Origin of the sequence: Pseudomarimonas salicorniae (genome assembly GCF_023156535.1) — a bacterium.
GTDB lineage: Bacteria > Pseudomonadota > Gammaproteobacteria > Xanthomonadales > Xanthomonadaceae > Pseudomarimonas > Pseudomarimonas salicorniae.
Window position 1 is genome coordinate 1 of sequence record NZ_JALNMH010000006.1, and the last position, 22,180, is coordinate 22,180.

A 22,180-nucleotide genomic window follows, 5' to 3' on the forward strand; every position below is an offset into this window, starting at 1 on the left:
GTCTCGACGCACACGGTCGAACGCCCGAACAGCAACCGCCACGCCAGACATCAGGAAAGCAAAGAAGCAAGCAACCAGAGGTTGACAGTGGACGGCACATAGAAGGAGCGCACATGGGCGCGAGCGCGGCATGACGTGTTCTCCACAGGCCGTGGCCAGAGCGAAGCTCCGCGGTCGCGGCCATGTCCGCTCCTACGAAGAGCCCGCCCGATCGGGGTCAGTTGCGAAGGTCCGATTTGCGCCCAGCCCTGCCGTTGAACCGCCGGAGGCTGCCTCGCCTTCCCGTCGCCGGCCGAGCTACGGCGGCAGCCAGTAGCAGCCTGCGTGGGCGACCAGGGCGTAGCGGGCGATGGGTCGGTCGCTTGATCTGCCGACGGAAACCAGCAGCTCCGGCGGCAGGCTGCGCGGCCTGTCGGGCGGGGGTTCGCCGGACCAGAGCCAGCTGTCGTCCTGGCGCGAGGGGAGCACCTCGAAGGAGAGCGGCGCTGCCGAGGACAGGCGTCGGGCTTCCGCGAATACCCGGCTTGCGGCGCCTCGGCCGGCCGCCGGCCAGTGGTACATCCCGGCGATGGCATTGAGGTCGCCGCGCCCCGCCGCCGTGGCCAGCGCTTCGCCGAGCAGGGTCGGCGTGGGTCCCGGACAGCCGGATGCCGCCGGCGGCGGGCTCAGGTCCGGCTCCTCGGCTGCGCCGCCGGCCACCGCCGCGGTATCGGCGGAGGGCGGTGGCAGGTCGCGGGCCGAGGGCAGTGGCAGGGCCCCGATGGCCCGGCACGGGCGATCGGTGAAGACCTGCCTGCCTGCGCTGTCCTCGCAGCGATAGATCTCGGCCGCGGAAACGCGCGCTCCCAGGCAGGCCAGCAACAGGAGCAGCAGGATGGGACGCATGGCCCCATTCTGCCCGCGGACAGTGCGATCGGGACTACAGCCGGTCGAGAACCGCGAGGGTCGCTTTGGCGCGATTCAGGGTGTAGAGATGGAGACTGGGCGCGCCGCCTTCGACCAGGCGTCGGCACAGTGCGCCGACCACCTCGGCGCCGAATTCGCGGATGCCGCCCAGGTCATCGCCCAGCGCCTGCAGGCGGCGCGCGATCCAGCGCGGGATCTCGGCGCCGCACATTTCGGAGAAGCGGCGCAGCTGCGAGTAGTTGGTGATCGGCATGATGCCCGGAACGATCGGCACCTTGACGCCAAGCCGGTGGGCGTCGTCGACAAAGCGAAAGTAGGCGTCGGGGTTGAAGAAGTACTGGGTGATGATGCCGTTCGCGCCGGCCTCGACCTTTTCGACCAGGCGGCGGAGGTCGCTGCTGGCATCCTCGGCCTGCGGGTGGACCTCGGGGTAGCCGGCCACCTCGATGTGGAAGAAATCTCCGGTCTCTTCTCGGACGAAGCGCACCAGGTCGCTCGCGTAACGGAAATCTCCGAAGGCTGCCATGCCCGAAGGCAGGTCGCCGCGCAGGGCCACGATCCGACGGCAGCCGATGTCGCGATAGAGGTCGAGCAGCTCGCGGATCTCGCGCCGGGTGCCGCCCATGCAGGACAGGTGCGGTACGGCCTCGAGGCCGTGGTCCTCGTGCAGGCGACGCACGGTGTCCGGCGTGTAGCTGAGCGTCGAGCCGCCGGCGCCGAAGGTCACCGAGACGTACTCCGGACCGCGCTGCTTGAGCGCCGTCGCCGCTGCGTCCAGCTGGGCGCGCTGCTCGTCGGTCTTGGGCGGAAAGAACTCGAAGCTGATGGGAACCATGGGCGGGGCGGTCTCGACGGGGTGGAAACACTAACTATATCGCTTTGTGCGGATGAAGCGATGGATGCCTCCGGGCTGCTGGCAAGACTACGATAGCTGTCGTAGTCTTGACCGGTCGATGGGAGGGCCGTGTCATGCGTGGATCGAGGATGTACCTGGTGGCCGCACTGCTGGCCGTGGCTGGCGTCGGCCTGGCCTGCGATCTGCGGCACCCGGTGGCCCAGCCGCGCCTGAAGCTCGCGGCGGGCGCCTCTGACTACTGGATCGGCCCCGGAGTCAGCGGCTCCTGGTTCGATCCGGCGCGCAGCGGCGAGGGCATCATTCTGCAGGTCCTGCCCGATGGCCGCGCCTTCGCCATCTGGTTCACCTTTCCGGCAACCGGCGAGACCGACCCGGCCGCCTGGCTGTTGGCCACGGATGGCGTGCGGGACGGCAACACCCTGCGTTTCGCCGAGGTGCTGCAGCCACGCGGCGCCCGCTTCGGCGAGGCCTTCGATCCGGACGATGTCGACTACGCCCGCTGGGGCGGCCTGGTGCTGCGCTTCGAGCATTGCGGGGCGATGACCGCCAGCTGGGAGGGACCGGCCGGCTATGGCAGTGGCAGCCGGGCGATGCAGCGGCTTTCTGTGGTCGACCAGATCGATTGCGGCGGCCAGCGCCTGCTCAATGAAAGCGGGTCGCGGGCGGCGGAAGGCCTGCGTTCGCGCAGCGGGGCCTGGTTCGTTTCCGACCGCCCGGGCGAGGGTTGGCTGGTCGAGGACCTGGCCGATGGCCAGAGCCTTGTCTACTGGTTTTCCTTCGATGGCGAGGGCCGGCAGGCCTGGCTGGTCGGCCAGGGGCAAAGAGCGGGCAGCCGGATCGAGGTCGAGCAGATGCTTCTGGGCGGGGGTACCCGGTTCGGCGACGACTTCGATCCCGACGCGGTGAGCCTGACGCCCTGGGGCAGTTTCACCCTCGAGTACGACCACTGCGAGGGCGGACGCGTCCGCTATGCATCGACCCTGCCCGGCTTCGGCTCCGCCGAGCGGCCGATCCAGCGGTTGACCCGCCTGGGTGGAGCGCCCTGTATCGATCCTTCCACCGCCAGCCCGGCCGGCGCCTGGCAGGAGCGCCGCACCTCGCCGCTGCCGGCTCAGTCCGAGCACGCGGTCACCGCGAACGAAGGGCTGCTCTATGCCCTCGGCGGGTTCGGGGCGCCGCGGGCCTTCCGCCGCTATGACCCCTCGGGCGACGTCTGGAGCGTGCTGCCCGATCTGCCGGCCGGGCGCGACCACCTTTCCGCCTTCGCCCTGGATGGCGCGATCTACATGGCCGGCGGGGCACCGCTGGGCGGTGGCAACCAGGACACGCCGGCCTTCCGCTATCGGCTCGCCACGGGCAGCTGGGAGCCGGTGCCGGCCCTGGCCAGCAGTTTCGGCAGCCACTCCACGGTGCTCGGCGGCTATGCCTATGTCGGGGATGCGTCGGGCCGCCTGCAGCAGTTCGACCCCATGGGCGATCGCGTGCGGATCATCGACGCGCCGGATTTCACACCCCGCGACCACTCCCAGGTGGTCGCCTTCCTTGATGAGATCTGGGTCATCGCCGGACGCTCACCGGAGAACACCGCAGTGCGGATCTACGACCCGGTCAGCGAGCGCTGGCGGGTCGGGCCCCCCATACGCCACCCACGTGGAGGCTTCGCAGCCGCGGCGGGCGATCGCACCTTGGTGCTCACCGGCGGCGAGGTCATCGGTGGCGCGCTCTACAACGAGCCACGCAGCGAGTGGATCCGCGCCGGCGAGGCCAGCTGGAGCAGCGCACCGGAGTATCCGGTCGCCGTCCATGGCACGGCGGGCGCGGTGGTCGATGGCCGCTTCATCGTGGTCAGCGGCTCGACACGGCCGGGCGAGATCGCCGGGGCCAGTGGCCGCACCTTCGCGCTGGATCTGGGCGAGGATTGAGCCTGAGCCTGTGCGCGTCGGGCGCCATGCCGCCACCACCACCCCCGCCGCAGGAGGGCAGGCCTTGCCGTTCAAGCTTCTGACGGGGCTCGGGAAAGCGGCGCATCCGCCCGCGCGGCGATGCTGACCTGCGCGGAACTTGCCGGCTCCCGGCGTCCTGAACGACACGCTTCGCCGTGCGCGGACCGGTCGGCCCGCATGACTGCATAACCGCTGGTTGTTTCCGTCGCCGCTCGGCGATGACCATGATCGACGGCGTCTTCCCAGCGAGCGACGCCATGTCCGCCCTGCCGCGACTGCCCGAACTTCTACCGGCCGAGAATGCCGAGGCACTCTCCCGTGCGGTGGCCGGGCTGGAGGCGCCGGCACTGTGGTGGCTGTCCGGCTACGCCGCTGGTCTGGCCCACGCCCGCGGCGGCGCGCACGCCGCGCTGCCGGCGCCGGGCGCCGCCGAGCTGCCGCTGGCGGCCGAGCCCCAGGCCGAAAGCGTCCCCAGCCAGCGGCTGAGCATCGTCTACGGCAGCCAGACCGGCAACGCCAAGCGCGCCGCCGAGGCCCTGGCCGCCGAGGCCGAGGCCAGTGGCCTTGCGGTTCGGCTGTTCCGCGCCGACGCCTATCCGCTGCGCGAGCTCAAGGATGAGCGGCTGATGAGCTTCGTGTTCAGCACCCAGGGTGAGGGCGACCCCTCCGATGACGCGCTGGGATTCTTCGAGTTCCTCGACGGGCGCCGCGCCCCGCAGCTGCCGCAGCTGAAGTACTCGGTGCTGGCGCTGGGCGACTCCAGCTACGCCAAGTTCTGCGAGATCGGCCGGCGTCTCGACGCGCGGCTGGCCGCGCTGGGCGCGAGCGCCGTGCTGCCAAGGGCCGAAGCCGATGTCGACATCGACGCGGTGGCGACGCCCTGGCGCGGCGAACTGCTCGGCGCACTTCGCGCGCTGCAGCCCTCGGGCCTGGGCCCCGCGCGCGCCACGGTGACCCCGCTGCGCCGCGCTGCGACGCCAAAAGCGTCCCGCGAGGCGCCTTTTGTGGCCGAGCTGCTCGCCAACCAGCGGATCAGCGGCCGCGACAGCGAGAAGGACGTCCGTCATGTCGAGCTGGACCTCGCCGAGTCCGGCCTGCACTACGAGCCGGGCGACGCGCTGGGCGTCTGGGCCGAGAACCCGCCGGCCCTGGTCGAGGCGGTGCTTGCTGCCAGCCGGCTGGACGGCGAACAGGTCGTTTCGCTGAAGGACCGCAGCCTGCCGCTGCGCGACTGGCTGGCCAGCCAGCGCGAGATCACCCGCAGCGCGCGCGGCGTGCTGGCCGCGCTGGCCGAGCGCAGCGGCGATGCCGGACTGGCCGACTCGTTGGCCGTACCTGAGCGGACCGCGGCCCTGCTCGGCGAGCTGCCGCTGGTCGAGGCGCTGCGTCGCTGGCCGGTGGAATGGGATGCGCAGGGCCTGGTGGAGGCATTGAAGCCGATGAGCCCGCGCCTTTACTCGATCGCTTCCAGCCGCGCCGAGGTCGGCGAGGAGGCCCACCTTACCGTCGACGTCCTGCGCTACGCGGTCGGGGAGGGCATCCATGTCGGCGCGGCCTCCAGCCATATCGCACGGCGCTCGCCTGGCGGGTCGCTGCGGGTCTATGTCGAACCCAACGAGCGCTTCCGCCTGCCGGCCGATGGCGCCCGCGACCTGATCATGATCGGGGCCGGTACCGGCATCGCCCCCTACCGTGGCTTCCTCCAGCAGCGCATTGCCGAAGGCGCCCGTGGGCGCCACTGGCTGGTTTTCGGCGCCCAGCGCTTCGCCAGCGACTTCCTCTACCAGGCCGAGTGGCTGAAGGCGCGCAAGGACGGTCGGCTGGCCCGCATCGACCTCGCCTTCTCCCGCGACCAGGCGCAGAAGGTCTACGTGCAGCAGCGCCTGCGCGAGGAGGGCAGGGTCCTGCTCGACTGGGTCCGCGGCGGCGCTCACCTCTACGTCTGCGGTGCGATCCAGATGGGCAAGGACGTGCATGCCGCGCTGGTCGAGGTGTTCAGCACCCATGGCGGCCTGTCGCGCGAGGACGCCGAGGCCGAGCTGCGCGCCCTGCAGCAGGCGGGGCGGTATGCGCGGGATGTTTATTGAGGCAGGGCTCAGGGACTAGGGCTCAGGGCTCAGAAGGGCAGGTCGAGGCAAGCAGTTGCTCTCCGCCATTCCTGAGCCCGGGTCCCTGAGCCCTCGCTTCCAACCTCTGAGCCCTAGCCCCTAGCCCCTGAGCCCTTTGAAATAAGCACCGGACCGAAAAGTGAGCGCATCCATACCCGTCGAAGACATCAAGCTGGCCAGCCGGCATCTGCGTGGAACGCTGGTGGAAAGCCTGGCGGATCAGGCGACGGGCGCGATCGCCGAAAGCGACCAGGTCCTGATCAAGTTCCATGGCAGCTATCAGCAGGACCACCGCGATCTGCGCGAGGAGCGTCGCCAGCAGAAGCTGGAGCCGGCCTACAGCTTCATGATCCGCACCCGCACGCCGGGCGGCGTGGTCAGCCCGGAGCAGTGGCTGAAGCTGGACGCCATCGCCACCGGTTTTGCCAACGGAACGCTGCGCATCACCACCCGCCAGGCCTTCCAGTTCCACGGCGTCATCAAGCGCGAGCTCAAGGCCACCATGCAGGCGATCAACGCCGCGCTGATCGACACCCTGGCGGCCTGTGGCGACGTCAATCGCAATGTCATGGTTGGCGCCAACCCGCTGCAGTCGGACGTGCATGCCGCGGTGCATGCGGATGCCGCCGCGCTCTCCGAGCACCTGCTGCCGAATACCCGCGCCTACTACGAGATCTGGCTGGACGAGGAGAAGGTTGCCGGCAGCGAGGACGAGCCGATCTACGGCGAGCGCTACCTGCCGCGCAAGTTCAAGACCGCGTTTGCCATCCCGCCGATCAACGACGTCGACGTGTTCGCCCACGATCTGGGCTACATCGCCGTCATCGAGGACGGCGATCTGGTCGGCTACAACGTCACCGTTGGCGGCGGCATGGGCGCCACCCACGGCGATCCTGAGACCTATCCGCTGCTGGCCCAGGTGCTCGGTTTCGTCCGCTGCGATCAGGTGCTGGCCGTGGGCGAGGCGGTGGTCACCGCCCAGCGCGACTTCGGCAATCGCGAGGTGCGCAAGCGTGCGCGCCTTAAGTACACCATCGACGATCGTGGCCTCGACTGGTTCCGGGACGAGGTCGAACGGCGCGCCGGATTCCGGCTGGAGCCGGCGCGTCCGTTCGGCTTCGAGCACAACGGCGACCGCTACGGCTGGGTTGACGGCGAGGACGGCCGCGCCCACCTGACCCTGCAGGTGCCTGCCGGGCGCATCGCCGACACCGCCGAGGCCAGTTTCCTGCTCGGTCTGCGCGAGATCGCCCGGGTCCACCGCGGCGAGTTCCGTCTGACCCCGAACCAGAACGTGGTCATCGCCGGCGTGCCGGCCGGTGAGCGCCGACGGATCGAAGCACTGGTGGTCAAGCACGGACTGGATGGCTATCGCCACGGCAGCGCCCTGCGCCGTCTGGCCCTGGCCTGCGTCGCCCTGCCGACCTGTGGCCTCGCCATGGCCGAGGCCGAGCGCTACCTGCCGGACTTCGTCGGCCGCGTCGAGGCCCTGCTCGAGCGCCATGGCCTGCTGGACGCTCCGATCCTGCTGCGCCTGTCCGGCTGCCCGAACGGCTGCTCGCGGCCTTATTTTGGCGAGATCGCCTTGGTCGGCAAGGCCCCTGGCCGCTACAACCTGATGCTCGGGGCCGACCATCGCGGACAGCGCCTGAACACCCTGTTCCGCGAGAACATCGATGAGGCGGAGATCCTTGCCGAGCTGGATCCCCTGTTCGCCGGCTACGCCGCCGAGCGCGAGCCGGACGAGGGCTTTGGCGACTACCTGATCCGCAGCGGGCGGGTCAGCGCCAATCCGCGGCAGATCGCGTCCGTGCTGGTGGCGGCATGAGCCTGAGCGAGACCACCGCCGAGGCCGCCCGCGATCCGCGGGCCCTGTCCGAACTGAACCGCTTCCTCGAGCGGGGCTCGGCGGAACAGCGGGTGGAGTGGGCGCTGGCCCACTGCGAGGGGGCCCACGTGCTCTCCAGCAGCTTCGGGGCCCAGGCCGCGGTCTCCCTGCACCTGCTGTCCAGCCTGCGTCCCGACATCCCGGTGATTCTGGTCGACACCGGTTATCTCTTTCCCGAGACCTATGCCTTCGTCGACCAGCTGACCGAGCGACTGCGGCTCAACCTGCACGTGGTCCGCCCGGGCCTGTCCCGGGCCTGGATGGAGGCCCGCCACGGCCGGCTCTGGGAGCAGGGCGTCGAAGGCATCGAGCGCTACAACCAGCTGCGCAAGGTCGAGCCGATGCAGCGCGCCCTGAACGAGCTTGGCGCTGGCACCTGGTTCTCCGGCCTGCGCCGGCAGCAGGCCGAGACCCGCGCCGCCACGCCGATCGCCGAGCGCCGCAACGGGCGCTGGAAGATCCATCCGATCGCCGACTGGAGCGATCGCGAGGTTGGCCATTACCTGACCCGCCATGAGCTGCCCTATCACCCGCTCTGGGAGCAGGGCTTTGTTTCGATTGGCGATGTGCACACCACCCGGCGCTGGGAGCCCGGCATGCGCGAGGAGGACACGCGCTTCTTCGGCCTGAAGCGGGAGTGCGGTCTGCACCTGGACGTCTGAGGATGCAGCGCCAGGGTGATTCGGCACCATCGTTGCATCGCCCCGGCGCTTTGCGCAGACTCGGGCCTTTCCTGTCCCTTGATCCCATGCGCCAGGCAGTGGTCCCGACGTCGCTGGAACCGTCTGATCGCGAGGTGCTCGACGCGCTCCCGGCCGCCGTGCTGGTCTGCGATGCCTCGGGCCTGGCGCTGCGCGGCAACGCTGCGGCCGAAAGCTTTCTGGCCGCCCGGCATTGCGCCCTGGACGGCTTGCGCCTGTGGCAGGGAAGTCCCTATGCCTCGGCTGACGGGCGCTTCTGCTGGCGCCTGCCGGACGGCCGTGAGCAGGCGGGGATCGCCCGCCCCCTGAGCGACGGGGGCTGGGTCGTCCAGCTGCTGCCCGGCGGTGAGCCGGTGGACGGCGCCGCGGTGCTCGAACGGCGCCTGGAGTTCGAGCGCACGGTGGTCGCCATTTCCGCGGCCCTGATGCGCGCGCAGCGCGGCGCCCTCGATGCCTGTATCGACAGCTGTCTGGGCGCGCTCGGCCAGTTCTTCGAAGTCGACCGCTGCTACCTGTTCCGCATGTCCGACGATGGCCAGCGGATGAGCAACACGCATGAATGGGTCGCTCCCGGCATCTCGCGCGAGATGGCCAACCTGCAGCGGGTGCCGGCGACGCGTTTTCCCTGGTTGATGCGCGAGCTGCAGGCCGATCGCGCGGTCATCGTGCCGCGGGTCGCAGACCTGCCGCCCGAGGCCGCCTCCGAGCGCCTCGAGTTCGAGCGCGAGCAGATCCAGTCGATTGTCCTGGTGCCGATCCCCAGCGGCATCTCGCTGTGGGGCTTCGCCGGCTTCGACGGCGTGCGGCGCCCCGTGGACTGGACCGAGGATTTCGAACTGGGCCTGCGCCTGGCGGCCAAGATGCTGGCCAGCGCCCTGCAGTCGCGCGAGCTGTCCGACCGGCTCACCAATTTGGCCTTCCATGATCCGCTGACCGGCCTTGCCAATCGGGCTCTGCTGGAGGATCGCCTGCACCGCGCCCAGGCCCGGGCCCGGCGCAGCGATGGCTGGATCAGCGTGCTGCTGATCGACCTCGACGATTTCAAGCAGGTCAACGATGATCTGGGGCACGCCGCCGGTGACCAGCTGCTGCGCGAGGTCGGTCAACGGCTGCAGTCCGTGGTGCGCGACAGCGATACCGTCGTCCGACTTGGCGGCGACGAGTTCGTGCTGCTGTTGGAGGAGGCCGACGAGCCCACCGCCGCCGAGATCGCGCGCCGCGCCCAGGAGGCCCTGGCGCGCCCCTGGACCGCCGAGGGCGAATCCGAGCCGCGACATATCGGCGCCAGCATCGGACTTGCCTCGGCCCGCGCCGATTCCATCGACCCCGGCACGCTGCTGCGCGAGTCCGACCGCGCCATGTACGTCGCCAAGTACGGCGGCAAGAACCGCATCGCCCGGCCGCCGGCCTGAGCCAGCGGTTTCGCCGCGGGCCTGAGTGCTGCGAGTCCTGCAGATGGCGGGCCATCGGCCGTTCCGGAAGGCGCGTGGTGGGCGCAAGGAAGACATCCATAGGGTGCGGCTGGCTGCACCGGGCGTGCCGTCCGAACGCCCGTTTCGGCGCGTCCAGGACGCACCCTATGGGCCTTCGCCGACGTGCAGCGAAGCCCGACTGTGGGAGCGCCCTTGGGAGCGACCGCAGCGCTACGGATTCACCACAGACCGCGGCCAGAGCGAACCTCCACGGTCGCGGCCATGTCCGCTTTGAGGAGCCTGCCTATCCGAGGCCGCTGCGAACGGCCAGTTCCCGCCCTGAGGGCGCTTCCGGGCCGCGCCCCGAGGGGCCGGGCATTTTCCGGTCATCGACATGCCCGGGCCCGGCACGATTGACGCTGGGCTCCGGCCTGCCCAGCATGGCCCGCAGTTCACGAGGTCGAGTTGCCGTGCCACAGTCTGCCGAGCGCGTCGCGCCGGATGTCGAATCGCTGCGCATCGAGGTCGCGGCCATGGTCTCGCGCAGCCGGGTGGGAGGGCTGTTCTACCTGGCCGGCTGGTTGCTGGTCGCCGCCGCCAGCCAAGGCTTCGTCCGGTTCCCGATGGAGAGTGTCCTGCTGGCGGCGGGCTTTGCCGTGCTGGCGGTGCTGCGGTTCGTGCTGCGTCCGGCCCTGGGCGCGGGTCGAGAGGTGCTGCTGCAGCTGCGCCGGCTGCATTGGGGCATTCTTCTGCTTACCGCGGTGCTCTGGGGTGGCGGCCTTGGCTGGGTGCTGGTCGAGCCCGCCTTCACTGCCACCCGTCCGGCGGCCGTGGTCTGCAGCATTCTGTTCGCCACTGCCTACGCGCATTCGTACCCGATGAGCCTGGTCGGCTCGCTGGTCTGCATGAGCTTCGTGTATCTGCCGGCACCCCTGCTCGTCGATGAGGGTGAGGGCGGGCGGCCGGTGCAGTTGGCGCTCGGCATCTATGCGCTCTACCTGATCGCCACCGCGCTCCGGGCGCACCGTGAGTATCGGGAGCACCTGGCGCTGCAGGGGGCCCTGCGCGGACAGCGCGACCGCTTCGAGCAGCTCAGCCAGCATGACGGCCTGACCGGGCTGCTGAACCACGCCGAGTTTGCCGCCCAGCTCGCCCGGGTGGCAGAGCAGTGCAGGCGCAGCGGGCGGGGCGCCTGCCTGCTGCTTCTGGACATCGATCATTTCAAGCAGGTCAATGACCGTCTCGGGCATCTCGTCGGTGACGAGGTGCTGCGCGCCTTTGCCGCGCGCCTGCGCCGGCATTTCGCCCCGATCGACCAGGCTGTGGTGGCGCGCTGGGGCGGCGAGGAGTTCGCCGTGCTCTGGACGGGCGCCGAAGCCGGGGAGGCCGCAGCGCAGGCCGAGTCGTTTCTCGAAGGGCTCCGCACTGAGCCGCTGCTGGGGGATGGTCCGCGGGTGCGGGCCAGTGCCGGCGTCGGTCAGCTGGTGCCGGGCGGCGCGCCCTCGGCCCTGCTCGCCGCGGTGGATCGGGCGCTCTACCAGGCCAAGGCCGAGGGGCGTGACCGGGTTGTGCTGGCCGCGAGGGGGGCGACGCAGGCTCAGGAAGGGGCGAGCAGCCCGTAGAGCTCCGAATCCTGGATCTCCTGTGGGGTGACGAAGCGCTGGCGCAGCAGGCCTTCGCGCTGGAAGCCGGCCCGTTCGAGCACCCGCCGCGAGGCGTGGTTGTCGGGATGGATGTCGGCCTCGACCCGGTGCAGGTCCAGCCAGCCAAAGCCCCAGGCGCAGGCCAGCCCGACCGCCTGGCTGGCGATGCCACGACCCTGTTCTGCCGGCAGTACCGCATAGCCGATGCCCGAGCGCAGATGCGAGGGCTGGATGTCGTAGAAGGTGCAGGTCCCCGACATGCGGTCGGTGTCCCGCTCTGCGATGATCCAGTTGATGAACTCGCGCTTGGCGAAGCCCTCGCGGATGCTGGAGACGTAGTCCACCGCCTCGTCACGATGCTGCATCGCCGGCCGCGACCAGTAGCGCATCACCTCGTGATCGGAGAACAGGGCGAACAGCGGGTCCACATCGGCTTCACCGGGCGCCCGCAGCCGGATCATGTCGTCCTCGATCACGGGAAAGCCGGCGAGACCGTGCAGGCGCGCCGCCAGGGCGGCGATCCGGTCGGTCAGGAGGGTCATCGCGTGGACTCCGGCCAGCGGCAGAACCGACATCGCAAAGCCGGCGCCGCGGCGTGGGCTGCAAACGTTTGCAGGCAGGGTCTTGGATGCATGGCGGTGTCCGGTGGCTGTGATAGCGTGGCGGGCTGTTGGGCCCGGAAGATTGCCGCAAGGACGTGCCATGGTCGACCAGCTTCGCCGCACCAAGATCCTCGCCACCCTCGGGCCGGCGTCCGATCGCCCCGGGGTCACCGAGGCCCTGATCGCCGCCGGCGTCAACGTCGTCCGGCTCAATTTCTCACACGGCAACGCCGAGCAGCACGCGCAGCGCATCTCCCAGGTTCGCAATGCGGCCAAGCGGCTGGGTCACGAAGTTGGCGTGCTCGGTGATCTTCAAGGCCCGAAGATCCGCATCGAGTCCTTCGCCGGCGACAAAGTCGAGATCAAGGCTGGTCAGCGCTTCACCCTGGACTGCAGCGAGCAGCCCGCGACGGGCGATGCGAGTCGCGTGGGCTGCAGCTACCGCGGCCTGCCCGGCGATGTGCGTGCAGGTGACACCCTTCTGCTCGACGACGGCCTGGTCGCCATGCGGGTAGAGGAAATTGCCAACGACCAGATCCACTGTACGGTGCTTACCGACGGCGCGCTGTCCAACCGCAAGGGTCTCAATCGGCTGGGCGGCGGCCTCTCGCTGGGCGCGCTGACCGACAAGGACCGTGCCGACATCGAGCTGGCTGCCAGCCTGGGCTGCGACTTCCTCGCGGTGTCCTTCTGCCGCAGCGCGGCCGATATCGAAGAGGCGCGTCGTCTCGCCCGCGATGCCGGCAGCCAGGCCGGTCTCGTCGCCAAGATCGAGCGTGCCGAGGCGATCGCCAATCTCGGCGAGATCATCGATGCATCGGATGCGGTGATGGTGGCGCGCGGCGACCTCGGCGTGGAGATCGGCGATGCCGAGCTGCCCGGCCTGCAGAAGAAGATCATCCGCGAGGCGCTGGAGCGCAATCGGGTGGTGATCACCGCGACGCAGATGCTGCAGTCGATGGTCGACAACCCGATTCCGACCCGGGCCGAGGTGCTCGACGTCGCCAACGCGGTCATCGACGGCACCGACGCGGTGATGCTTTCCGCCGAAAGTGCCGCCGGCCAGTACCCGGTCAAGGCGGTGGAGGCCATGGTCCGGGTCTGTCTGGGCGCCGAGCGCCAGTTCGACCACGACACCGACTTCGAGGCGGCACGCCGCGACCTGACCCGGGCCGACGAAGCCATCGCGATGGCCGCCATGTTCCTCACCGAGCACATCAGCGTGCGCGCCATTGTCGCCATGACCGAGTCCGGCGGCACCGCCCGCCAGCTGTCGCGCTTTCGCGCGCTGGCGCCGATCTACGGCCTGTCCCGGCACCCCGAGGCACGCCGGCGCATGGCCCTGATGCGCGACGTCTTTCCGATCGACTTCGATTCCCGCGGCCTGGCCCCGCGCAAGGCGGCCCGCGAGGCGGTGAAACACCTGTTCCAGCTCGGCCTGCTCAGCGTCGGCGACCGGGTGGTGATTACCTCGGGCGACCACATGGAAGAGCAGGGCTCGACCAACACCCTGCGCCTGCTGAAGGTCGGCGAGGGCGGGATGGCGGAAGGCCTGGGCGAGCTCTAGGCCGGCTGTTCCGTCGTCATGGGCACGCTGCGCCTGCTGCTGGCGCTATCGGTGGTGCTGTTCCACTCCGGGCCATTCTGGCTGACCGGGACGCACTTCGTTGGCGGCGTGCTGGCCGTGGAAAGCTTCTTCGTGATCTCCGGCTTCTACATGGCCCTGGTGCTCGGCGAGCGCTACCGCGGCCGGCTCGGCGCCTTCTACTGGAACCGTTTCGCACGCCTGTTTCCGCTGTACTGGGCGGTCTGGCTGCTGTATTTCCTGGCCGGCGAGATCGAGCCATCGATCGATCGCTTCGCTGCGCTGGCCGCCAGCGATCCGAGCCCCGGTACCGTGGCCCTGGTCCTGATCGCCAACTGGTTGCTGATCGGCAGCGACTGGCTGCTGCTGCTGTCCAGCGGCAGCGAGGGCCTCTACTTCACCGGCAATTTCCTCGCAGAGCCAGTGTGGCTGTTCAAGTTCCACTATGTGCCGCAGGCCTGGTCGCTGCCCATCGAGCTGGCCTTCTACGCCATCGCGCCCTTCCTGGTGCATTCGCCGCGACGCCTGCTTGCGCTGGCCATGGCCTCGTTCGCGGCCAAGTACGCCACCCTGGCCCAGCTCGGTCCGGTCGACCCCTGGTACTACCGCTTCGCGCCCTTCGAGCTCTGGCTGTTCTGCCTGGGCGCCCTGGCCTGGCACGGCATGCAGCGCTTTGACACGGGCTCCCTCGTGCGCTGGCGCTGGCCGGTGCTGCTCGCCATGGTCCTCGCCATCCTCGGCTTCGAATGGCTGGGCGATGCGCCGCTGCACTCGATCACCTCGCCCGGCTACGCAGCCTTCCTCGTCGCCCTGTGCATCGCGCTGCCGGTCCTGTTCCGCGCCTTCGGTGACAGCCGTTGGGATCGCCAGCTGGGCGAGCTGTCCTATCCCATCTACCTGTCGCACCTGCTGGTGGTCGGCGTGGTCGTGCATTTCGGTCTGAGGATCGGCGACGATGCCTCGGGGCTGATCGTCATCGGCAGCCTGCTTGCCGGCGGCGTGCTGGCCTTCTGGGTGGCTCGGCCGCTGGAGCGGGCCCTGCGCCGCACCGCCAGGCACGATCCCGGCGCGTCCCGCTCGGCAGAAGAAGAAAGACGATGAACGAACTCCCATACCCCGGCCCGGCCTCGCCCGCTTCGATCCGCTCGGCAGCGCTGCTGGCCGGATTGCTCGGGCTGCCCAACCTGGCCGTGCTGGACCGCGTGATCGCCGTGTGGAGCGGCGGAATGGCCGCCGCCAGCCCGGTGTTCTGGGCATGCGCCTTGGTCTACCTGATCGCCCTTGCCGCGCTTCTGGCGTGGCTGCGTTCGCCGCAGGGGCTCGGGACGGGCGGGCGCTGGGGCGCGGCCGCGATGATCGGCGTAGCCGTGCTGGCCACGGCATTAGCCTATCCGGAAGTGGACAGCGGCCGCTTCGGCTTCACCAGCGATCGCGACGAGGCGCTGGATGTCGGCGTGCGCCAGATGCTGGCAGGCGGCAATCCCTACGACTGTCGCGTGCTGCCGGGGGAGCACCGTGCCTGCCTGGACACCGGCAATCCGATCGGTCCGCTGCCCGGCGCGCTCCTGCTGGCCACGCCTTTCGTTCTCGCGCTGGGATTCTCCGCCTGGCAGACGCCGTTCTGGCTGGCGGCCTTCGTCGTCCTGGTACGGCGGCGCAGCGGCGCAGACGCCGCAAGCCGGGCCGGCTGGCTGATGCTGCTTGCCCTGCCGATCGTGCTGGCCGAACTGCTGACCGGCGGTGACCTGCTGGCCAATGCGCTGTGGATAGCCTGCGGCTGCCTGCTCCTGCTAGAGCTTCGCCGCGGAAGCCGCTGGCTGTATCCGCTGGCCGCCCTGTTCGGCCTGATGCTGGCCGGGCGCAGCGTCTTCGTCCTGGTGTTGCCCGTGCTGTGCATGGCCCTGCAGCGACGACATGGATGGGCGCCTGCAACTGGCGCCGCGCTGCTCATGCTGATTGCGTTCGGTGCGCTGGCGGCCTGGTTCTATCCGGCCGCCGACGGCAGCTTCGGACCGCTGGACGTGCAGCAGAAGCTGCGCGCGGCGGGTGGCGACTGGGGCCAGGCCCTGGTGGGCATCCTCAGCGTGTCGGTCGCGGTCGGCCTCGCCCTGTGCGGTGGCCACTGGCCGCGCGACATGGCGATCTCGCTGATCGTTCCCGGCCTTGGCGCCGTGGTCCTGTATTCCCTGCAGGTCGGCCTGCCGACGTTCTCGTTCTACGGCTGGTACCTGCTGGCGGCGACCCCCTTTGCGCTGCTGGCAGCGATGGGGTCGAGTGGCGCGTCCCGGAGCACACCGCCCGACCCTGGTTAGGTCAGGTCGCCGCCCCGGCTGATTGCAACCACGCCCGTGCGGGCCAGTTCGACCAGGCCCAGGGGTACAAGCAGTTCGATGAAGCGCTCGATCTTGCTGTTGTTGCCGGTCAGCTCCAGCACCAGGCTGTCGAGGGTGATGTCGATCACCCGCGCCCTGAACACCTCGGTCAGTCGAAGGGCCTCGGCGCGCTGTTCGCCCTGGTTGCGGACCTTGACCAGGACCAGTTCGCGCTCGATGCCGGGGGAGTCCAGCGACAGGTCGACCACCTTGTGCACCGGCACAAGGCGGCCCAGCTGGGCCTTGATCTGCTCGATGATCCGCGGCGTGCCCGAGGTGACGATGGTGATCCGCGAGGTGTGCTTCTGGTGGTCGGTCTCGGCCACGGTCAGCGACTCGATGTTGTAGCCGCGGCCGGAAAACAGCCCGACCACCCGCGCCAGGGCGCCGGCCTCGTTGTCGACAAACACCGCCAGCGTGGCGCGGACGATGCGCGGCGAGGCATCGGCAAGGAAATAGGCGGAGGCGGGTTGGTTCATTGGGGATCCGTGATTCGTGATTCGTAGTTTGTGATTGGTGATTCGTGATTGGTGATTCGTTGGAGGCCCAAGCGGGAAGCCCGAGCGTTCCCGGCGCCTCCAACGCCCATGTCTTCGATTTCCCGCTCTTGCGAATCACGAATCACAAATCACCAATCACGGCTCTAGACAAGCACCTTCCCCGCCTCGCTGACCTCGGCGCTGTCGGCGGTGTCGGGCAGGATCATCTCGTCATGCGCTGCACCGCTGGGAATCATCGGGTAGCAGTTCTCCATCTTGTCGACCACGCAGTCGACGATCACCGGGCCGTCGTGGTCGATCATCGCGCGGATCACATCGTCCAGTTCCGCCGGCTTGGTGGCGCGCAGGCCCTTGGCGCCGTAGGCCTCGGCCAGCTTGACGAAGTCGGGAAGGGCCTCGGAGTAGGAGTGCGCATAGCGGCTGCCGTGAAGCAGCTGCTGCCACTGGCGGACCATGCCGAGGTACTCGTTGTTGAGGATGAATATCTTGATCGGCAGGCGGTACTGCACCGCGGTGGACAGCTCCTGCATGGTCATCTGCGCGCTGGCCTCTCCGGCGATGTCGATGACCAGGGCATCCGGGTGCGCGGCCTGCACCCCGACCGCCGCGGGTATTCCATAACCCATCGTTCCGAGACCGCCCGAGGTCATCCAGCGATTGGGCTCCTCGAAGTGGTAGTGCTGGGCGGCCCACATCTGGTGCTGGCCGACTTCCGTAGTGATGTAGGTGTTGCGCTGGCGGGTGAGCTGATAGAGCCGCTCGACCGCATACTGCGGCTTGATGGTGTCCTCCGAACGGCGGTAGGACAGTGACTTGCGTCCGCGCCACTCGCCGATCTGGGTCCACCAGGCGGACAGCGATTCGGCGTCGATGCGTCGCTCGCCCTCCTTCCACAGGGCGAGCATCTGCTCAAGCACCGCGCCGCAGTCGCCGACGATCGGCACGTCGACGATCACGTTCTTGTTGATCGAGGACGGATCGATATCGATGTGCACCTTCTTCGAGCCGGGCGAGAAGGCGTCCAGGCGGCCGGTGACCCGGTCATCGAAGCGCGCACCGATGCAGACCATCACGTCGCAGCGGTTCATCGCCAGATTGGCCTCGTAGGTGCCGTGCATCCCGAGCATGCCCAGCCACTGGGCGTCGCTGGCCGGGAAGGCGCCGAGGCCCATCAGGGTCGAGGTCACCGGCACGCCGGTCAGGGCGGCGAGTTCGCGAAGCCGCTCACTCGCTTTCGGGCCGGCATTGATGACCCCGCCGCCGGTGTAGAACACCGGTCGTTTGGCCTTGGCCAGCAGCTCCACCGCCCGGGCGACCTGGGCCGGGTCGCCGTGGGTGGTCGGCCGGTAGCGGCGATGGACCAGATGCTCCGGGCCTTCATAGCGTGCGGTCTTGAACTGCACGTCCTTGGGAATGTCGACCACCACCGGTCCCGGGCGGCCGCTGGTCGCGATATGGAAGGCGTCGTGCAGCACCCGGGCGAGGTCGCCCACGTCGCGGACCAGGAAGTTGTGCTTGCTGCAGGCGCGAGTAATGCCGACCGTGTCGCACTCCTGGAAGGCGTCGGAGCCGATCAGGTGGGTCGGCACCTGGCCGGTGATGCAGACCAGCGGGATCGAGTCGAGCAGGGCATCGGTCAGCCCGGTCACCGCATTGGTCGCGCCGGGGCCGGAGGTGACCAGCAGCACGCCGGGCTTGCCGGTCGAACGTGCGTAGCCTTCCGCCGCGTGCGCCGCCCCCTGTTCATGGCGGACCAGGATGTGTTCGACCTCGTCCTGCTGGAACAGGGCGTCGTAGATCGGCAGTACGGCGCCGCCTGGGTAGCCGAAAACGTGCCGCACCCCGTGATCGCGCAGGGCGCGGACCACGATCTGGGCGCCGGTCAGGGGCAGCGGGGCATCGGTCATGGCGTTGGGGCCTGTTGTTGCAGTGCTTCCATACGCCATGGAATGGCAGCCCGGCGGCGCTGTCAAATGGTTCTGTTGCAACTGATTGGGCCGGCCCGAGGCGGGCCGGCCCGGCGCCCTCCCGGATTACTCGAAGCCGGCCTCGAAGAGGAATCCGGCCGCCAGCGCGTTGCTGCGCAGATAGACCGAGGACTGAGCGGCATTCGAGTTGGCGGTCACATCCGTGGCGGCCGAGTCGAAGGCGATGAAGCGGCCGGTGTAGGGCAGGGAGGGCGTGCGGCTGGCGCCGCTCACCTGCAGGCCGGACGGATTCTTGGCCAGCCTCGCCAGCCGGTTGCCGCGCAGGTCGGCCACGTAAAGGTCGCCGCTGTCGTTGTTGTCCGGCTCGCGGATGTCGAGATTGGTCGCTGGGCTGGTGAAGACGACCGTGCGTCCGTCGCCCGAGATGCGCGGACTGGCTACCTCGTCCGAGGCAGAGCCCTGCTCACCCCGGCTGATCTGGCGCAGCTGTCCGCCGGCGTCGAACAGGTAGACATCGTTGCCCGAATTGTTGTCGCCCGAGCCCAGCGGTTGGCTGCTGACGAACACAACGTTCCGCCCGGCATAGTCCAGGGAAGGCTTGGTCGCGCCACCGTTGCCGCAGCTGCCACCGATCGGGGCGGAGGCCGCCCGACTGGCTCCGGTGAGCATGTTGCGCATGATCACGGTGCTGCTGGCTGCCGGGCAGGGCTGGCCGCCCGCCAGGTAGTTGCTGGAGCTGGTCTGGAAGGCCAGCCATTTGCCATCCGCCGAGACCACGGGATCGCTGCTGGTTCCGTTGCTCGGCGTGGCGCTGGTCTGGCCGTTCGGCAGCACCGACTTGCAGGACTGGCAGTCGGCCGGGCCGACGCTGAGCTCGCCTCCGATGGTCGGGGTCAGCAGCACCCGGAACACATTCATGCTGCCCGGATTGCCCTCGGCGGCCTCGGCCTCGCGTCCGAAGACGATGGCGTTGCCCGATGCCGAGATCTGCGGGCGGGTCCCTGCGCCGGCCGCGGCTGCGTTGGCTACCGCGGTGGTTGACCCGGTCAGCATGTTGCGCATGTAGATGCCGAATCCGCTGGCTCCGCCGGCTTTCGGCCAGGCGCCGCGCAGCTTCGCCGACTTGGCGCTGATCTTCGGCGCGACGAAGACCACCAGCTGGCCATTGGCCGATACCGAGGGCTCCATGGCGTCACCGCCCAACGGATCGCCGGCCCCGTCGACGCTGACCGGCTCGACCGCCCCGGTCAGTCGGTTGCGCCGCAGCAGGCGCTGCGGACCGGGCGGCATAGCCTTTCCGGTGGCCGGAGTACGGGCGGCGTAGACCACGAAATCACCGCTGCCACTGACCTCCGCTCCGGATTCTTCTTCGCCAGCGCCCATGCCACCGGCATCGGACACATCCTCGACTTCGCGGGCGAGCACATCGATCAGCACACGCTCCGGCTCGGTGGAGAAGGACTTCTCGCCATTGCCGACCTGGCCGGAGATGTTCCACCCCCAGCAGTACAGCGCATTGCTGTCGGATCGGGCGCAGGTGTGCAGCTGGGTTTGCGCGATCTGCACCAGAGTCACGCCGGGCAGGAGGATCCGGGCAGCGCGATGCCGGATTCGGCTGGTGCCGTCCCCGACCGGCCCATGCAGGTTCCAGCCCCAGCACCAGCCCTCGCCGGCGACCAAGGCGCAGCCACCAAAACTTGAGACCGTCAGCGCCGTGGCCGCTCCGGGCAGGCCCAGGACCTGGGTAGGCGTCGGGGTGTTGTCCGCCGAGTCGCCATTGCCCAGGGCCGCAAAGCGGAAGTTGCCACCACCCCAGCACCAGATGCTGCCGTCGGCGCGGCGTGCGCACGTGTGGCTGTCACCGGCGCCCACCTGCTCGACATCCGAGAAGGCGGTCTGGATCTGCGGAGCGGGGCTCTGGCTGAGCGACGTTCCGTCGACGCCCAGCTGGGCGCTGAAGTTCGCTCCCCAGCATGCCACCCGGCGGTCGGCGAGCAGGGCGCAGCTGTGCTGGCTGCCGCTGGCGACGCCGATCGCCGCCGCAGGCAGGCCCTGCACCGCGACCGGAACAGCGGATTCGGTGCCGGCCGAGCTGTTGCCCAGCTGGTCGATCGCATTGTCGCCGAAGCACTCGACGCTGCCGTCCTGCAGCAGGGCGCAGAAGTGCGAAGCGCCTGCGCTGATCGATGCCACGGGGCCACCGAACGCGATGGGCGGATCACCGGGGCTGCGCTCGCCCCCCAGGATGCTGCCCCAGCAGCGGACTTCGCCCAGCGCGTTCCGCGCGCAGATCGACGAGAAGCTGGCCTGTGCCAGCTGGACCTGGCCCGCCGCGGCGCCGACCACATCGGCCGGAGTGGCCTGCAGGACGCCTCCGTTGGCCAGTGCCCCGCCCTCGCCCCAGCACCGCGGTCTGCCCGACCCGTCGAGCGAGCAGGAGCTCTGTGAGCCGAGCGCCATCTCGATGGCCTGTTCGGTGCCGATACGCTGCGGCAGCAGCACATCCGTGGTCGCGGTGGTGCCCAGCTGTCCGTTGTCGGCCCGGCCCCAGCATTGCAGGGCGTCTTCCGCATCCAGCGCGCACATATGCTGCATCGACAGCTGCAAGCCTCGGAAGTCGGCGCGCCCCAGCAAGGATTGCCGTGCCTGCAGGGAGGATTCGGTATCGCTTGTGGCGAACTCGCCAAGGCTGTTGGCGCCCCAGCAGAACACCCGTCCGTCATCCCACTCCGCGCAGCTGCCATTGATGCCGGCGACCAGGCCGCGGGCGGTACCGCTGGTCGGCAGTCCGACCACATCATCCGGAGTGAACTCAAGCTCGCTACTGCTGCCCCGGCCCAGTTCACCGTTGAAGTTCTGCCCCCAGCAGCGGACCTTGCCGCTGGAGAGCGCCGCGCAGCGATGGAACCAGCCGGCGGCGATGTGGGTGACCGTCGAGTCGGACAGTCCGGGCACCGTGCGGGCTTCCACGCGGAAGTCCTCGACGGAAGGGTCGTAGCCCAGCTCGCCCGAACTGCCATTGCCCCAGCATTTGACGCTGCCATTGCCGAGCAGCGCGCAGCCGCCGAACGCACCGACCGCGATGCGGTCGACACCCGACAGGCGGTCGGGTGTCTCGTGGTTGTTGATGCCGGTGGGGCCGCCGAACGGGCTGCCCCAGCAGGTGACCTGGTCGGCATTGTCGACGACGCAGGTACCGCGGCCGGCCGAAGCGGCGCGGATCATCCGGACGTTCGTAACCCCGGGCACGTCGACCGGGGTCGGCGACTGGAAGGTGCTTGGCTGGCTGGGCAGGCCCAGCCCGAACGACGTGTTGGTGCCCCAGCACTTCACCGCGCCGGTGTCCATGACCGCGCAGCTTGAGCGGTCGCCCGCCGCGATCGCCCGCACGCCGCTGTCCAGCCCGACCACCGGCACCGGGGAGAAGCGGTCATCGAACTCGCCGTCGCCGATCTGGCCATCCGGGCTGCCTCCCCAGCACCAGGCGGCGCCGGCGGTGGTCACGGCGCAGCTTTGCCGGCGGCCGACCGAGTAATCAGCAAGGCCGGTCAGCGGCGCATTGCCGGACTCGTCGAGCTGGGCGTGGCCGGGTGCCGCCGCCAGCAGCGCCGCGCCCAGCGCAAGGATAAGGAGAAGACCAGATCGCACGATTGCCCCCAGGGCGCGCGGCGCCTCATCGCCGCCAAGCGGGCGGCATGGGCAGCATACGCCGCCCGGATCGCGGCGGATGCGGAGA

The 22,180-nt window shown here is 69.5% G+C and carries 15 protein-coding genes; 9 read left to right on the forward strand and 6 right to left on the reverse strand.

The window, feature by feature from the left end; all coding sequences use genetic code 11:
• Positions 1–297 precede the first annotated feature (297 nt).
• Both M0G41_RS07965 and metF read right to left on the reverse strand, forming a co-directional pair.
• A complete protein-coding gene (locus tag M0G41_RS07965) occupies positions 298–885 on the reverse strand; it encodes a DUF4124 domain-containing protein (protein WP_248207400.1) in 588 nt (195 codons plus the stop codon).
• A gap of 34 nt (positions 886–919) precedes the next feature.
• Positions 920–1,741, reverse strand: a complete 822-nt coding sequence (metF, locus tag M0G41_RS07970) for a methylenetetrahydrofolate reductase [NAD(P)H] (RefSeq protein ID WP_248207403.1) — start codon at positions 1,739–1,741, stop codon at positions 920–922.
• Between the two features lie 134 nt (positions 1,742–1,875).
• Here metF and M0G41_RS07975 point away from each other — a divergent pair, with 134 nt between their 5' ends.
• From M0G41_RS07975 to M0G41_RS18795, 6 genes are all read left to right on the forward strand, one after another.
• The gene (locus M0G41_RS07975) at positions 1,876–3,684 is read left to right on the forward strand and encodes a Kelch repeat-containing protein (RefSeq protein ID WP_248207406.1); all 1,809 of its coding nucleotides are present in this window, start codon (positions 1,876–1,878) and stop codon (positions 3,682–3,684) included.
• 278 nt (positions 3,685–3,962) lie between these two features.
• Positions 3,963–5,792 carry an assimilatory sulfite reductase (NADPH) flavoprotein subunit gene (locus M0G41_RS07980; protein ID WP_248207408.1) on the forward strand — a complete coding sequence of 610 codons (1,830 nt, stop codon included), beginning with the start codon at positions 3,963–3,965 and terminating at the stop codon, positions 5,790–5,792.
• 160 nt (positions 5,793–5,952) lie between these two features.
• Positions 5,953–7,641 carry an assimilatory sulfite reductase (NADPH) hemoprotein subunit gene (gene cysI / locus M0G41_RS07985; protein ID WP_248207411.1) on the forward strand — a complete coding sequence of 563 codons (1,689 nt, stop codon included), beginning with the start codon at positions 5,953–5,955 and terminating at the stop codon, positions 7,639–7,641.
• Positions 7,638–8,363, forward strand: a complete 726-nt coding sequence (locus M0G41_RS07990; protein ID WP_248207412.1) for a phosphoadenylyl-sulfate reductase — start codon at positions 7,638–7,640, stop codon at positions 8,361–8,363. Before cysI ends, M0G41_RS07990 begins: the two co-directional genes overlap by 4 nt.
• Before the next feature lie 86 nt (positions 8,364–8,449).
• Entirely contained in the window at positions 8,450–9,814 is a 1,365-nt protein-coding gene (locus M0G41_RS07995) for a GGDEF domain-containing protein (RefSeq protein ID WP_248207429.1), read from the forward strand.
• Positions 9,815–10,284: 470 nt separating this feature from the next.
• Positions 10,285–11,436, forward strand: coding sequence for a GGDEF domain-containing protein (locus M0G41_RS18795; RefSeq protein ID WP_248207430.1), 1,152 nt, complete (start codon positions 10,285–10,287; stop codon positions 11,434–11,436).
• On the opposite strand, the gene M0G41_RS08005 is transcribed toward M0G41_RS18795, so the two are convergent.
• Positions 11,412–11,999: a GNAT family N-acetyltransferase gene (locus M0G41_RS08005; protein WP_248207436.1), complete on the reverse strand. Its 588-nt coding sequence runs from the start codon at positions 11,997–11,999 to the stop codon at positions 11,412–11,414. The genes M0G41_RS18795 and M0G41_RS08005 overlap by 25 nt on opposite strands.
• Before the next feature lie 160 nt (positions 12,000–12,159).
• On the opposite strand from M0G41_RS08005, the gene pyk reads away from it, so the two are divergent.
• Genes pyk through M0G41_RS08020 form a run of 3 tightly spaced genes read left to right on the forward strand, consistent with a single transcriptional unit; the run spans position 12,160 to position 15,956 of the window.
• On the forward strand, positions 12,160–13,626 hold the full coding sequence (gene pyk, locus M0G41_RS08010) for a pyruvate kinase (RefSeq protein WP_248207452.1): 1,467 nt from the start codon (positions 12,160–12,162) through the stop codon (positions 13,624–13,626).
• An 18-nt stretch (positions 13,627–13,644) separates the two neighbouring features.
• Complete coding sequence (locus M0G41_RS08015) at positions 13,645–14,745, forward strand: acyltransferase family protein (protein ID WP_248207456.1); 1,101 nt, start codon at positions 13,645–13,647, stop codon at positions 14,743–14,745.
• On the forward strand, positions 14,742–15,956 hold the full coding sequence (locus M0G41_RS08020; protein WP_248207459.1) for a hypothetical protein: 1,215 nt from the start codon (positions 14,742–14,744) through the stop codon (positions 15,954–15,956). The genes M0G41_RS08015 and M0G41_RS08020 overlap by 4 nt, the downstream gene beginning before the upstream one ends.
• Here M0G41_RS08020 and ilvN read toward each other — a convergent pair.
• From ilvN to M0G41_RS08035, 3 genes are all read right to left on the reverse strand, one after another.
• Complete coding sequence (ilvN, locus tag M0G41_RS08025; protein ID WP_248207469.1) at positions 15,953–16,495, reverse strand: acetolactate synthase small subunit; 543 nt, start codon at positions 16,493–16,495, stop codon at positions 15,953–15,955. The genes M0G41_RS08020 and ilvN overlap by 4 nt on opposite strands.
• A 164-nt stretch (positions 16,496–16,659) precedes the next feature.
• On the reverse strand, positions 16,660–18,423 hold the full coding sequence (locus M0G41_RS08030; protein ID WP_248207472.1) for an acetolactate synthase 3 large subunit: 1,764 nt from the start codon (positions 18,421–18,423) through the stop codon (positions 16,660–16,662).
• A gap of 126 nt (positions 18,424–18,549) precedes the next feature.
• Positions 18,550–22,092 carry a hypothetical protein gene (locus M0G41_RS08035; protein ID WP_248207476.1) on the reverse strand — a complete coding sequence of 1,181 codons (3,543 nt, stop codon included), beginning with the start codon at positions 22,090–22,092 and terminating at the stop codon, positions 18,550–18,552.
• Positions 22,093–22,180 lie beyond the last annotated feature (88 nt).

Excerpts from the sequence above, each read along its gene's own strand:
- M0G41_RS07965 (WP_248207400.1), bottom strand. The coding sequence starts at position 885 with ATGCGTCCCATCCTGCTGCTCCTGTTGCTGGCCTGCCTGGGAGCGCGC.
- M0G41_RS07980 (WP_248207408.1), top strand. The coding sequence starts at position 3,963 with ATGTCCGCCCTGCCGCGACTGCCCGAACTTCTACCGGCCGAGAATGCC.
- M0G41_RS07995 (WP_248207429.1), top strand. The coding sequence starts at position 8,450 with ATGCGCCAGGCAGTGGTCCCGACGTCGCTGGAACCGTCTGATCGCGAG.
- M0G41_RS08015 (WP_248207456.1), top strand. The coding sequence starts at position 13,645 with ATGGGCACGCTGCGCCTGCTGCTGGCGCTATCGGTGGTGCTGTTCCAC.
- M0G41_RS08020 (WP_248207459.1), top strand. The coding sequence starts at position 14,742 with ATGAACGAACTCCCATACCCCGGCCCGGCCTCGCCCGCTTCGATCCGC.
- M0G41_RS07975 (WP_248207406.1), top strand. The coding sequence starts at position 1,876 with ATGCGTGGATCGAGGATGTACCTGGTGGCCGCACTGCTGGCCGTGGCT.
- M0G41_RS08005 (WP_248207436.1), bottom strand. The coding sequence starts at position 11,999 with ATGACCCTCCTGACCGACCGGATCGCCGCCCTGGCGGCGCGCCTGCAC.
- metF (WP_248207403.1), bottom strand. The coding sequence starts at position 1,741 with ATGGTTCCCATCAGCTTCGAGTTCTTTCCGCCCAAGACCGACGAGCAG.
- M0G41_RS07990 (WP_248207412.1), top strand. The coding sequence starts at position 7,638 with ATGAGCCTGAGCGAGACCACCGCCGAGGCCGCCCGCGATCCGCGGGCC.
- ilvN (WP_248207469.1), bottom strand. The coding sequence starts at position 16,495 with ATGAACCAACCCGCCTCCGCCTATTTCCTTGCCGATGCCTCGCCGCGC.
- M0G41_RS08030 (WP_248207472.1), bottom strand. The coding sequence starts at position 18,423 with ATGACCGATGCCCCGCTGCCCCTGACCGGCGCCCAGATCGTGGTCCGC.
- pyk (WP_248207452.1), top strand. The coding sequence starts at position 12,160 with ATGGTCGACCAGCTTCGCCGCACCAAGATCCTCGCCACCCTCGGGCCG.